The organism is Idiomarina piscisalsi, assembly GCF_002211765.1.
GTDB classification, from domain to species: domain Bacteria; phylum Pseudomonadota; class Gammaproteobacteria; order Enterobacterales; family Alteromonadaceae; genus Idiomarina; species Idiomarina piscisalsi_A.
In genome coordinates, this window is record NZ_CP022133.1 from 373,253 (window position 1) to 385,893 (window position 12,641).

Below are 12,641 nucleotides of genomic sequence, written 5' to 3' on the forward strand. Positions count from 1 at the left end.
AATTATGAGTCCTTACCGAGTGCAATCGCACCAGGCTACTTATAACAAATGTTTATATATCATCGCTAACCGAACTGAACTAAATTGCTCTTTCGCTGCTATATTTAGAGGACATATAAACGGGGAGAGCAGCAGTATGAAACGTATAAATCCTATAACATTAGCTTTGGCTAGTAGCTTTTTTATCACTCCTGTGGCATTCGCACAAAGTACCGACACAAATGAAAGCGCGGAAGTTGAAGAAGTTATCCAGGTTGTCGGTTCGCGTTTATCTATGAGAACAGCGACAGATGGTGCAGCACCGGTAGACATTATTAGCGGAGAGGATCTAGCTGCCACAGGGATGACGGATACTGCAAAAGCACTTCAATATGCCGTGCCGAGTTTTAATTTCCCATCATCCTCTATTACGGATGGCAGTGACGCTGTAAGACCAGCATCGCTTAGAGGTCTATCGCCTGATCATACGCTTGTTCTTATTAATGGAAAGCGTCGTCATAGCTCTGCTTTGGTTCACCTTAATGGAACAACAGGTCGAGGCAGCTCTAACGTTGATCTGAATGCGATACCAATGTCAGCGATAAAACGTATTGAAGTATTAAGAGATGGTGCTGCTGCACTGTATGGTTCTGACGCTATCGCCGGTGTGATTAATGTTGTTTTGAAAGACAACTCAGACGGAGGCAGTGCTAATTTACAGCTTGGTCAAACTCACAAAGGTGACGGTGAACAATGGCGAGCATCTGCGAGTACTGGCTTTGCTGTGGGTGAAGATGGCGCATTAACGATATCTGGAGAACTGCACCATAAAAATCGTACCAATAGAGCGGGTCCTGATACCCGACAGCAGTACCCGTTGCTTGAAAACGGCGACCCGGATCCTCGAGAAGCAACCTTTGACAGACAGAGTTTTCATATAGGCCAAGCTGAATATGAAAACGCCTCTTTATTTGCTAATTTCGACATGACTTTAGGTGACGGTCGACTTTATGCTTTTGGCGGTGTGAGTGATCGCAAGTCCGAATCAGGCGCTTTTTATCGACGCGCGATTCAAAGTAACACGCTCACGGAAATCTATCCTGATGGCTTCCTGCCTATTTTAGCGCCGGACGTGAAAGACTACTCTGCGTATGCTGGCTATGAGTGGTACTTGGGTGAGTGGACGCTGGATTTTAGTGGCGGTTATGGGGTTAGTGAGTTTCAATATAATGTCGAAAATTCGCTCAATGCCTCTTTAGGACCGGAGTTAACACCGACATCTTTTGATGCGGGCACACTAACAAATGAAGAAACGAACATGACATTCGATGCTCAGCGTTTCGTTCCTTTCGTAAACAACTCTGATCTATCAATAGCTTTCGGTGTAAGTTACAGAGACAACACTTACCAGATTGAAGCCGGTGAGGAGGCGTCCTATATAGACGGTGGCTACGACGGAAGACCTGCTGGCAGTCAAGGATACACGGGCTTCAGACCTGACGCAGAAGTTAATCAGAGCCGTGACAATATTGGCGTTTACTTCGAAACCGAAAACCAGCTAACTACAGACTTTATGTGGGGCGCCGCTGTACGCTACGAAGATTATTCTGACTTTGGAGAGAATACCAGTTGGAAACTGTCTGGACGCTACGATATTACTGATAGAATAGCGGTACGCGGGGCGGTTAATACAGGCTTCAGAGCGCCAAGTGCCCAGCAGCTTTACTTCAGTAACATTTCGACTCTGGCTGTGGATGTCAACGGTGAGACGGTTCTACAGCGTTCTGGCACGTTTAACTCCCTAAGTCCGGTGACGGAAGCACTGAGTATTCCAGACCTTCAACCAGAAGAATCGGACAGCATTAGTGCGGGAATAGTCTGGAATGGTTATGACGGTTTGGCGATTACGCTCGACTACTTCCGTATCAATATTGATGATCGCATTATTCTATCGAACCAAGTATTTCCAAGTGATTCTCCTGCGGTCGCGGATGCGTTAAGTACCGTTTCGGCAGAAAACGCGCGCTTCTTTATCAATGCCGTTGATACGAAAACAGAAGGGCTGGATATTGTTGCGAGCAAGACATTTAATTTCAATGACTTTGGCGAACTTAAAGCACAACTTGCTTATGGTTTCAATAATACGGAAATAGAGTCTGTTAATTTACCGCCGCTTTTCGATGGCCTTGAATCGGTCTTATTCGATTACGATGAAAAAATCCGTATGACGGATTCAACCCCCGACCATAGCGGCTCTCTAGGATTTACTCATTCCTTAGGAGACTGGAAAACAGACGTACGTTTCAATTACTTTGGAACCTATATTATTGGTGACTACGACGCCGGCGAAACAGCAGAAGAAGCCAATGATACGTACGGACCAAACTGGGTAACGGATATTTCGGTAAGATACGCGTTTTCTGATGCGTTAAGTCTGGTTGTTGGTGGCCAGAACGTATTTAGCGAGTATCCAGAAGAGCAGCCGGTAGAAAGTGTGTTTGATACGATATTTAAATACCCAAATACAAATTCGCCTATTGGTTTCAACGGTGCTTATTTCTACTCTGAAGTAGAATATAAATTTTAAACAACCAATAACTTAGTAAAAACCGCCACTATTTGGCGGTTTTTTTATTTTTAATACCAGAGCTTCTGTAAAAACCATTTAAAAACATGAGGTTATTTTTGGCACGATTCGTGAAGGCAATACAATAAACGTCATTAACAAGCGTGGATAAAATTATGTCAGATAAGAAAACACTTTGGTTCATTGTCATTGCCGTCATCGCATTTCTACTCTTTGGTGACGAGATTATTGCGTTAACGGCTTCAATTCTCGGGGCGGCAGTTGAGCTTTCAGTCTCTCTTATTGTTTGGTTGCTGGTTGTTGGTGGTGTGTTCTTCATTGTCACGACAGTATTTGGCAGCACATTACTCGGGTTCTGTGCCGCCTTTATCGCTCTGGTGCTAAGTGGAATTAGCTTTTTCTGGCCACTTTTACTCTGTCTTTTCGTTCTTTACCTAGTGTTTCGCAAGCCCAGGGTTTCTAGGGCGCCTTAATAAGGTGTAATATAGCGCATTATTAACTCATTACTGGAGTAGCAATGCGCGTATTATTCAGTTGTATTTTGTTGTTATTAACGACCTCGATAGCTTATGCCGAGGTCGTTAATTTTTCTGACGGGTGGGCTCGAGAAAGTATACCCGGTGCGGCAAATGGAGCAGCGTACGGAACGTTAATCAACACTTCTAAAGATACGCTAACGCTAGAACGTGTAAGCTCGTCTGTGGCAAAAAGTGTTGAAATTCATACCCATGTGATGGACGAAGGTATGATGTCCATGCGGCAGGTAAAGACTCTTCAGATTTCTCCCAATGAGCAGGTGACTTTTGAACCCGGAAGTTATCATTTTATGCTATTTGGACTCTCGTCATTGCTGCAAAGTGGGCAATCGTTTGACTTGCAATTACACTTCAGCAATGGCGAAACACAGCAAATTTCCATTCGTGTTAAATAAAACGTTGTATTAAGGATGAACATGTACAAGAAAAGTATTATGGCCGCAGCCGCGTTGGCATTGACCCCGGCGCTTGCGAGCGCAGACACTGTTTTAGGCCTTTATGTTGGCGGGCAATACTGGGACACCGATGCCAGTGGTGAGTACGGAGTTGGCTCTGAAATTTTTACTCCGGGCTTTGAAGACAAAGGACAAACAAGCTATTACGCCGCATTAGAGCATCCTGTTCCATTGATTCCGAATGTGAAAATTCGGGAGAACGCCCTTGAATTTGATGGTGGCTACGGGCGTAACGACTTTAGTCATCGAGATTACATTTTCTATTACGAGTTTTTCGATAATGACATTATTTCTTTTGATGCGGGCATCAACGCAATGGACTTTGACGGCACAGTTCGTACACCGGTGAGCACGACGTTTGGTCGACAAGACTTTTCGGTGACCGTGCCAACGGCCTATTTAGCGACTCGCGTGGGCATACCGATGACCGAGCTGACGATGTTTGCGGAAGTGAGTGCGTTAAGTGTCAAAGACTCAAAAGTGCAGGATGCTCAAATCGGTGTTGAATATCGATTGGTTGAGAACTTGGCAGTGGATTTGAACTTGCATGCAGGCTACCGCCACTCAGTCATTGAGCTAGACGATGTTGATGATATCTATTCTGATGTCACCTTCAAAGGTCCATTTGTTGGCCTGGAAGTTCACTTCTAAAGAAAACGAATACTGCTTATTCGCTTGCAGTTGCACAACTTTATAAGCTAAATTGTTAGATGTTTGTAACGATTTAAGCGGAAGGCGAATGAGCAGTACCACTGATGAGCCGCTGTTCCTTCATGACGATGATGAAGAGATCAAGGTAGATAAGCCAAAAGGTTTTTGGAAAATCCTGATTGTCGACGATGATCAGGAGATTCACGCTGTTACAAAAATGGCACTCGCCGATGTCGTAATTTCTGAGAAACCCCTCCAGTTTTTGCATGCCTATAGTGGGAGTGAAGCGCTTGATCGCCTAAGTGAGCACGATGATGTTGCTATGATTCTCCTCGATGTGGTCATGGAAACGGACGATGCTGGCTTAAGAGTCGCACAAGACATTCGTGAAAAGCTCGGTAATGATGAAATACGCATTGTTCTGCGAACGGGACAGCCCGGGTATGCTCCTGAAGAAAACGTTGTCAAAGCGTATGACATTAATGACTATAAAACCAAAACCGAACTGACTCGCAGCCGCTTATTAACCACTGTATTCTCCGCCGTGCGTTCTTATCAGCAATTAAAGACCATTAATGAAAACCGTCGGGGCTTAAGAAAAATCATTCATTCTGCTTCGAACTTGATGGAGCGGCACTCCATAGTTAACTTTTCAGAAGGTGTCGTCACTCAAATTGCTTCATTACTTGGCCTTAATGCGGAAGGTATTGTCGGAGCGCGAGCACCTCATAAAGACAACGACATCTTAGTACTTGGTGCTGCTGGTCACTTTGCTAACAGTATCCACAAAAGCTTGTCGACGCTGAATTCAGAAGACATAGAAAGCTCTGTACGGCAATGTTTGAATGAAAAACGCCATATTCAGAAGGAACATGCGACGGTATTTTTTATTGATGGGCAAGAGCATCAGGCAGCTGCTTACATTGAAACTGACCAAAAGGTGGCAGAATATGACCAGGAACTGCTGGAGGTGTTTTTAGCCAATATTGCTGTGGGCTTTGAAAATGCTAATTTATTCGAAGAACTTCGTACTGCCGCTTATCTTGATCCGTTAACGGGCATTCCAAATAGAGCAGAATTTACGCGACAGTTGCAGAATATTTCTGAGAAGCCATGTCAGGAAACCGCCATAGCAGTTGTGGATATTGACCATTTTTCAGACGTTAATGACGGCCTGGGTCAAGATATTGGTAACTTACTGCTGCGCTCCGTAGCGCTCAGGCTTACTGAGCAGCTCGGTAACAACGTATTTGTTTCCAGAATTTCGGCGGATGTTTTTGGCATTACGGGTCCGAAGAATATCGTTACGCCTGACAACCTGAGTCAATTGTTTATTCTGCCGTTTAGGGCTGGTGAACATTACATACCGTTACAAGTGACTTGTGGTTTCACGTCAGCTGAAAATACAGAGCAAGTAAATGGTAAGGGGCTTCTCAAGCAAGTCTATATCGCTTTAAAAAGTGCCAAAACTCACTCATTCGAGCGTTTTGACTTTTATGAGCCGATTATGGAGCAAGAGACGCAGCGGCGCCTGGAGCTGGTCAGAAAGCTGCGCTCTGACTTTGCCGATCGAAAACTTGAAGTGTGGTACCAGCCGCAAGTTGAGCTAGAGAGCGAGCGTATTATTGGTGTGGAAGCGTTACTGCGCTGGCCACAGAGCGATGGAAGCTTTATTTCGCCCGCCGAATTCATTCCACTAGCGGAATATTCAGGGCTCATTGTTGATATTGGATCTTGGGTTATTGAAGAGTCTTGCCGACAAATTCAGACATTTGACGAACAGGGTCTCCCTAATTTGCGTATTGCGATTAATGTGTCGGTTCCTCAATTTAGAAAACGAGACTTTCCGGAATTGGTTGAAAAGCAAATTGAACAGTCTGGTATATCGCCGGAACGAGTTGAGCTTGAAATTACAGAAAGCATCTTAATGGAAGAGCCTGAATTAGTGGCAGACATTCTTAAGCGGCTGAAACTTCAGGGAGTTAAAGTGGCCATTGATGACTTCGGTGTCGGCTTTTCTTCACTGAGCTACTTGCAGAAACTACCACTTAACCGTATAAAAATTGATAAAACCTTCGTGAACAACTCTGCGCATAAGAGCGGTCAAATCATTATTGAAACCATTGTCGATATGGCACATCGGTTGGGGTTAGAGATTTTGGCTGAAGGTATCGAAGAGCCGGAACAGCGTGATTACTTTATTGGGTTGGACTGCAGCGAAGGGCAAGGCTTTTATTTTGCCAAGCCCATGCCTGCAATTGAGCTAATCAAACTGCTAAAGGAACAGAAAGAACTTACTGGTACACTTCGACAGAGTCAGCGTTCATAGTGTAACCAACAACGGCTAAGTCACCTTCTTTGCGTTCTACCTTAATGGTTCCTTCAATCCATACGGCATCATAAGTGTTCTCGTAAGGAACCCCCTCTTCGTACTCAACGTGAATAATTTGATTGGGAGGCGGTGGGGGAACGTGGATACAAGCGCCAAAGTACGGCACTAATAAAAACTCAGTGACATTGTCAGCATTACCTTCCAGTTGAACAACATAACCTGGTATGCGGACTTTTTTGCCGTCCAACGACTCAACCACCGGTGCGTCCAGGTTCGTTTGTCTATCTTCTTCAGGGTTAGCGTCGTAGTAAGATTGAGGTTTAACCGGAGGAGGGGTGAACCCTTCAGGAATTAAGTCTTTCCAGCCGATTTTTTCCGCTGCAAACGTCGGCATCGCAACGACTAAAAACACTAATGCTAATAACTGCTTCATACTTTCACCGTAAGTCCGTCTGCTAAAGACTGGCGATAGGCACGCCAGGCTGGAATTAAACTTAACACAAAACCTGTCGTTACCACGAGCCCTAAACGCCACCACTCAGCCACTGTTGGCCATGCAAAGCTAAGAACAATGCCGGTCTGCGACTGAATAACGCCGGCCAGCGACCATTCAAGCAAGTACAAAAGAGCCAACCCGCTTGCGGCGCCTACCACCGTCAGTAATAAAGCTTCACTGACTAACAAACCGAAGACGGTACCCGGCCCTGCTCCTACTGCTCTTAAGACCGCCATTTCGCGACGGCGTTCCCGTAAACTGGCAAGCATAATCGTCAGCATACCCAGTAACCCAATAAGCACGACCATCGAGGAAATAACGGTTAACGCTTGCTCGAATACGCGCAGCGTCTTCCACAACTCTTGCAGTGTCATACCGGGTAATAATGCTGTGAGTGGCTCTGGTTTGTAGGTGTTAATTTGTCGTTGAAGCCTTAACGCCAGCGGTTTGGCTTTAAGCCCCAGTAATGCAGCGCTAATGCTCTCGGCAGGAGGATGAGCGTGACTGTCACCGTGGTCATGTTCGCCATGGCTTTCGCCACCATGAATCACTTCAAGGCTCGTTAAGCTGGTTAAAATAGTTTGGTCAACGGGTGTCCCCGTGCGTTTTAAGATACCTACGACAGTTAATGGATGATCGTCGTGTTCGCTAAAGCTAATGCCGCCACTGCCATGCGCAATAGTAATGTCGTCCTCGACTTTCTTATTCAATTTAGACGCAGCTTCAGCGCCCAGTACCACCTGTTTTTCACCGTGAAAAGCGTTGCCTTCTGCAAAAGTGAGTGACTGCTTACTACCGTATTTAAAGTATTGAAAGTAGGCTTCTGTGGTGGCAACAACGGGTAAACCTCCGACGCTGTCACCTAACGAAATGGGGACTGCCCAATCCACTTCAGGGCGCGAGCGAATATCATCAAAGGCATCCCAGCTCATATTATTGGTCATGCTGCCAATATGGAACACGGACGACAGCAATAACTGTATTTGACTGGTTCTGGCGCCAATAATTAAGTCAGTGCCTGACACCGTATTGGCGAAGTTGGTTTGTACCTGTTCTCGGGTGCGCTCGACAGCCAGTAGTAAGGTGACGCTGACGGCAATGGCAATAACAGTGAGTAGAACACTCGCACGGCGGTTCAACAAACTTTTAATGGCCAACTTCATCATACGGCAACCCCCGCTTTATTGAGGTTATTCAATTCAACGTGCGAGTTAAAGTAGCGAGCTAAAGCGGCGTCATGCGTGACGAATATTACCGTTGTGTCGTTTTTCGCCGATAGATCCAGTAATAACTGAATAAAAGTGTCACGGTGCTCAGCGTCGAGTGCTGACGTCGGTTCGTCCGCGATTAAAAGCGGAGGAGCTCCGAGTAAAGCCCGAGCAGCAGCAACACGCTGCTGCTGACCAACACTCAGTGAGTGTGCGGGTTGTTGAATTTGGCTCTCGCTCAATCCTAAACGTTTCAGCATACCGTGAGCTGAGTTCTCCGGCGTGTCACCGGCTTTTGCTATGCGTTCTTTACGAACGGTTGAAAACTGACAAGCTAATAAGGCGTTGTCCAATGCAGATAAATAGGGCAAAAGATTAAACTGCTGAAAGATATAGCCGATGTTATCGGCCCGGAACCGATCTCGCTGGCGTCCGGAAAGCTTAGAAAGCGGTGTGTCGAAAAGGCTGAGCTCGCCTTTTTGAGGTGTGTTAATGCCAGCCAACAGCGATAGCAACGTTGATTTTCCGCTACCGCTGGGACCGCGTAAAAGCAGCGTGTCGCCGTTCTGTACTTGCCACTCAGGTATTTCTAATGTGGCGGGTTCATTGCGCTTCCAGGCGAAGCTTAAATCACGAACAGAAACGGCGGTCATAGATACTGCCTTCTTACGTTAAGAATTTACGACTTTTGAGCGCGCTCAAATGACGTTTTAATTTCTTCTTTAGCTGACGCTGCGTCTTCCCAACCATCAACTTTAACCCACTTGCCTTTTTCCAGCTCTTTATAGCGCTCGAAGAAGTGAGTGATTTGTGCTTTCAAAAGTTCTGGCAAGTCGTTCACATCGTTAATATGGTCATATTCTTTGGTCAACTTGCTGACAGGGACGGCAATAACTTTTGCGTCTTCACCAGACTCGTCGGTCATTTTTAATACGCCAACTGGACGGCATTTGATCACGCAACCCGCTTGAAGTGGATAAGGAGTTGGTACCAAAACGTCAACCGGATCACCGTCAAGTGACAACGTTTCATTAACGAAGCCATAATTAGCTGGGTAGAACATTGGCGTTGCCATGAAACGGTCAACCACTAATGCACCTGTGTCTTTGTCGACTTCATATTTAATGGGATCAGCGTTTGCCGGAATTTCGATGATAACGTTAACTTCTTCTGGCAGGTTTTTGCCTGCTGGTACGTTTCCTAAGCTCATAATACTTCCTGTTCTCAATGTAAAAGTGATACCGATTGCGCGATTATAGCGGTTCGGCTTTATCGTGCAATATCGCTAAAGGTCTAATAAGGTTTTGGGTATTGCTTATGGTACTTCAAACAAGCGTCCACTTCGTTTGCTGAACCGAGTACCACGGCAACGCGTTGGTGAATGTGTTCAGGCACAATATCCAGAATACGTTGATAGCCGTCGGACGCTTTGCCCCCGGCTTTTTCAACCAACATTGCCATGGGGGCAGCTTCGTACATTAAGCGAAGCTTGAATGGCTTCTTAGGTTTGCGAGCGTCCCACGGGTAAGTAAACAATCCGCCTCGAGAAAGCACCCGGTGTACGTCAGACACCATGGCTGCGTTCCAACGCATATTAAAGTTCTTGCCGCGCGGCCCTTCTTTGCCTTCGAGTAAGTCGTTGATATAGGCTTTAATTGGGTCCGCCCAGTGGCGGCGGTTTGACATGTTGATAGCAAATTCTGTCGTGTCTTTTGGAATTTCTGCTTTTTCTTGCGTTAACAAAAACTCGCCAACGGTTTGGTCCAGTGTGTAAATCCGTACCGATTTACCGGTAGTGAGCACCATCATGGTAGCCGGACCATATAATACATAACCTGCGGCAACTTGGGCCTTACCCGGTTGCAGGAACATCGACTCGCTGGTTTCTTCACCTTCCGGCTTTCTTAGTATCGAAAAGATGGTGCCTACGCCGCCGTTAATATCGATATTAGAGCTGCCATCGAGTGGATCAAAAGCGACCAGGTAATGACCGGAGTTCGGGCTGTCGACAACGGAGTCTTCTTCTTCAGAGGCGACCGCATGGACATTGGGTGATTCCAGCAATAGACTTTTCAACAGTTGGTTGGCTACCACATCAAGCTTCTTCTGGGTTTCGCCCTGAATGTTTTCATCCAGCGTTGAGCCCAGTACGCCGGCTAGCGCGCCCTGATGAAGTCGGAAAGAAATTTCCTTGGCTGCAATTTGAATGGTGTTAATAACGGATATGAGCGACTCGCTGGTCTGGTCGGCTCTCAATGTAGGCAATAAGCGTTTCATAACAGTTCCTGCAGCTTAAAATGTTGGTGCGTTAAACGACATGTTTTTGAGGGCGCAAATGATACCTTATTTTTTAGTAAAAATCCTGTTTGGCGTTTTTGACGTGGTACACTTTCGCTTCAGTAACAAATAGATGAATTGGATTGACGCATGCATATTCATATCGTCGGTATTTGCGGCACCTTCATGGGGGGCGTGGCTGCCATTGCTCAACAACTTGGGCACAAGGTAACCGGCTCCGATGCCAGTGTGTACCCGCCAATGAGCACACAGCTGGAAAACTTGGGTATAGAGTTGATGGAGGGTTATGCCGAAGCGAACCTAAACCCTGTGCCGGATCTGGTGGTTATTGGCAACGCATTGAGCCGGGGGAATGAAGAAGTGGAAGCGGTACTGCGTGAGCGGCTTCCTTATGTCTCTGGTGCGCAATGGCTGCATGACAATATATTGACCCAACGCTGGGTACTGGCGGTTGCGGGTACTCACGGCAAAACCACAACGGCCAGTATGCTGGCGTGGATCCTGGAGGATAACGGTTATAACCCTGGGTTTATGATTGGTGGTGTGCCGGGAAACTTCTCCGTCAGTGCAAGGTTGACTGACTCCGATTTTTTCGTCATTGAAGCCGATGAATATGACACCGCGTTTTTCGATAAGCGTTCGAAGTTCGTGCACTATGCTCCCGACACGCTGGTATTGAATAACCTTGAGTTTGATCATGCCGATATCTTTGATGATCTTGCCGCCATTAAACGACAGTTTTCGCACTTGCTGCGTGTTGTGCCAGACTCCGGTCAGGTTATTTATCCAACGGAAGACACGGCGTTAAACGAAGTGGTTGACGGTGGCTGTTGGAGCGATAAAGTCCAACTGGGTAAAGAATGGTCAACAAAGCTCAACAATGAGGATGGCACGTCCTTCGAGGTGATGCATGAAGGCGACGGGGTCGCAACCGTTGAATGGTCGTTATTAGGTGAGCACAACGTTAATAACGCCATGATGGCTATTATTGCTGCTCGTCATGTGGGTATTCCGGCAGAGCAAAGTGCTGACTCCTTAAGTCGTTTTCAAAGTCCGAAACGACGTATGGAACTGATTGGCGAGCATAACCGTATAAAAGTCTACGACGACTTTGCGCACCATCCCAGTGCAATTAAAACAACGCTGAGTGGCTTGCGTTCTCACTTGCCGCGTTCGCGCATTATTGCGGTGCTGGAGCCACGCTCAAACACCATGAAAATGGGGGTTCACGCTAATGCTATGGAAGAAGCTTTAAGAGCGGCCGATGACGTGTTTGTACTGCAGCCTGACGGCTTAAAGTGGGAGCTGGCGCGGGTGTTACCGAATGCTCACGTTTTCACTAGCACCGAGCAGTTGCTCGAGGGGCTGCTGCATGAAGTTCAGCCGGAAGATTCCGTTGTTATCATGAGTAACGGCAGTTTTGACGGGCTGCATCGCCGTTTTCTCAGTGCGCTCCAACAAAGCCAGGAGGCCCAATGAAACAGGATAACCGAGTCACTGTTGCTATCACCGGTGCATCAGGTGCACCTTATGCGCTGCGTTTGATACAATGTCTGCTTGATCAAGATCAACAGGTGTTTTTGCTGATATCCAGCGCAGCCAGAGTGGTGCTGGCAACTGAGCATGGTATGCAATTGCCGGCAGCGCCCGACAAAGCGGCTGAGCAATTACGCCAATACTTTTCAGCGAGCGACGATAGCCTTCAGGTGTTCGGCAAAGAAGAGTGGTTCTCGCCGGTAGCGTCAGGTTCGTCTGCACCAAAGAAAATGGTGGTTTGTCCGTGTTCAACCAGCACCTTGTCGGCAGTCGCTTGTGGTAGCAGTAACACGCTTATAGAACGGGCCGCTGATGTTGTTATGAAAGAGCGGGGACAGCTTATTTTGGTTCCGCGAGAGTCACCGTTATCGACCATACATTTACAAAATATGCTGCAGTTAAGTCAGCAGGGCGTCACGATAATGCCGGCAGCGCCCGGCTTTTATCATAAGCCAGAGAGTATAGACGACTTAATCGATTTTATGGTTGCCCGAGTGCTTGATCATTTGGGACTGGAACAGAAGCTGGTCGCGCGTTGGGGCTACTCAAAGGAGTCATAGTAC

General features: G+C 46.7%; 12 protein-coding genes. 7 read left to right on the forward strand and 5 right to left on the reverse strand.

Going from position 1 to position 12,641, the window contains the following annotated elements; genetic code table 11:
- Positions 1–136: 136 nt before the first annotated feature.
- From CEW91_RS01770 to CEW91_RS01790, 5 genes are all read left to right on the forward strand, one after another.
- The gene (locus CEW91_RS01770) at positions 137–2,566 is read left to right on the forward strand and encodes a TonB-dependent receptor plug domain-containing protein (protein ID WP_088767408.1); all 2,430 of its coding nucleotides are present in this window, start codon (positions 137–139) and stop codon (positions 2,564–2,566) included.
- Between the two features lie 155 nt (positions 2,567–2,721).
- Entirely contained in the window at positions 2,722–3,039 is a 318-nt protein-coding gene (locus tag CEW91_RS01775; RefSeq protein WP_088767409.1) for a hypothetical protein, read from the forward strand.
- 44 nt (positions 3,040–3,083) lie between these two features.
- Positions 3,084–3,497, forward strand: coding sequence for a copper chaperone PCu(A)C (locus tag CEW91_RS01780; protein ID WP_088767410.1), 414 nt, complete (start codon positions 3,084–3,086; stop codon positions 3,495–3,497).
- 21 nt (positions 3,498–3,518) lie between these two features.
- Positions 3,519–4,208 (forward strand): TIGR04219 family outer membrane beta-barrel protein, encoded by a 690-nt coding sequence (locus tag CEW91_RS01785; protein WP_088767411.1) that lies wholly within the window; start codon positions 3,519–3,521, stop codon positions 4,206–4,208.
- Positions 4,209–4,296: 88 nt separating this feature from the next.
- Complete coding sequence (locus tag CEW91_RS01790) at positions 4,297–6,537, forward strand: GGDEF/EAL domain-containing response regulator (protein ID WP_088767412.1); 2,241 nt, start codon at positions 4,297–4,299, stop codon at positions 6,535–6,537.
- On the opposite strand, the gene CEW91_RS01795 is transcribed toward CEW91_RS01790, so the two are convergent.
- From CEW91_RS01795 to CEW91_RS01815, 5 genes are all read right to left on the reverse strand, one after another.
- Positions 6,503–6,973 (reverse strand): DUF3299 domain-containing protein, encoded by a 471-nt coding sequence (locus tag CEW91_RS01795; RefSeq protein WP_088767413.1) that lies wholly within the window; start codon positions 6,971–6,973, stop codon positions 6,503–6,505. The two genes, CEW91_RS01790 and CEW91_RS01795, sit on opposite strands and share 35 nt — an antisense overlap.
- Positions 6,970–8,202 (reverse strand): ABC transporter permease, encoded by a 1,233-nt coding sequence (locus CEW91_RS01800; protein WP_088767414.1) that lies wholly within the window; start codon positions 8,200–8,202, stop codon positions 6,970–6,972. Before CEW91_RS01800 ends, CEW91_RS01795 begins: the two co-directional genes overlap by 4 nt.
- Complete coding sequence (locus CEW91_RS01805) at positions 8,199–8,897, reverse strand: ABC transporter ATP-binding protein (protein ID WP_088767415.1); 699 nt, start codon at positions 8,895–8,897, stop codon at positions 8,199–8,201. The genes CEW91_RS01800 and CEW91_RS01805 overlap by 4 nt, the downstream gene beginning before the upstream one ends.
- Positions 8,898–8,923: 26 nt before the next feature.
- Complete coding sequence (gene ppa, locus CEW91_RS01810; protein WP_088767416.1) at positions 8,924–9,454, reverse strand: inorganic diphosphatase; 531 nt, start codon at positions 9,452–9,454, stop codon at positions 8,924–8,926.
- 83 nt (positions 9,455–9,537) lie between these two features.
- Positions 9,538–10,521, reverse strand: a complete 984-nt coding sequence (locus CEW91_RS01815; protein ID WP_088767417.1) for a class 1 fructose-bisphosphatase — start codon at positions 10,519–10,521, stop codon at positions 9,538–9,540.
- A gap of 150 nt (positions 10,522–10,671) precedes the next feature.
- On the opposite strand from CEW91_RS01815, the gene mpl reads away from it, so the two are divergent.
- A complete protein-coding gene (mpl, locus tag CEW91_RS01820; protein WP_088767418.1) occupies positions 10,672–12,021 on the forward strand; it encodes a UDP-N-acetylmuramate:L-alanyl-gamma-D-glutamyl-meso-diaminopimelate ligase in 1,350 nt (449 codons plus the stop codon).
- Positions 12,018–12,638, forward strand: coding sequence for a flavin prenyltransferase UbiX (locus tag CEW91_RS01825; RefSeq protein ID WP_088767419.1), 621 nt, complete (start codon positions 12,018–12,020; stop codon positions 12,636–12,638). Before mpl ends, CEW91_RS01825 begins: the two co-directional genes overlap by 4 nt.
- Positions 12,639–12,641 lie beyond the last annotated feature (3 nt).

Coding starts and splice junctions, on each gene's coding strand:
- CEW91_RS01825 (WP_088767419.1), top strand. CDS start 12,018: ATGAAACAGGATAACCGAGTCACTGTTGCTATCACCGGTGCATCAGGT.
- CEW91_RS01800 (WP_088767414.1), bottom strand. CDS start 8,202: ATGATGAAGTTGGCCATTAAAAGTTTGTTGAACCGCCGTGCGAGTGTT.
- CEW91_RS01815 (WP_088767417.1), bottom strand. CDS start 10,521: ATGAAACGCTTATTGCCTACATTGAGAGCCGACCAGACCAGCGAGTCG.
- CEW91_RS01790 (WP_088767412.1), top strand. CDS start 4,297: ATGAGCAGTACCACTGATGAGCCGCTGTTCCTTCATGACGATGATGAA.
- mpl (WP_088767418.1), top strand. CDS start 10,672: ATGCATATTCATATCGTCGGTATTTGCGGCACCTTCATGGGGGGCGTG.
- CEW91_RS01775 (WP_088767409.1), top strand. CDS start 2,722: ATGTCAGATAAGAAAACACTTTGGTTCATTGTCATTGCCGTCATCGCA.
- CEW91_RS01780 (WP_088767410.1), top strand. CDS start 3,084: ATGCGCGTATTATTCAGTTGTATTTTGTTGTTATTAACGACCTCGATA.
- CEW91_RS01785 (WP_088767411.1), top strand. CDS start 3,519: ATGTACAAGAAAAGTATTATGGCCGCAGCCGCGTTGGCATTGACCCCG.
- CEW91_RS01770 (WP_088767408.1), top strand. CDS start 137: ATGAAACGTATAAATCCTATAACATTAGCTTTGGCTAGTAGCTTTTTT.
- CEW91_RS01805 (WP_088767415.1), bottom strand. CDS start 8,897: ATGACCGCCGTTTCTGTTCGTGATTTAAGCTTCGCCTGGAAGCGCAAT.
- ppa (WP_088767416.1), bottom strand. CDS start 9,454: ATGAGCTTAGGAAACGTACCAGCAGGCAAAAACCTGCCAGAAGAAGTT.
- CEW91_RS01795 (WP_088767413.1), bottom strand. CDS start 6,973: ATGAAGCAGTTATTAGCATTAGTGTTTTTAGTCGTTGCGATGCCGACG.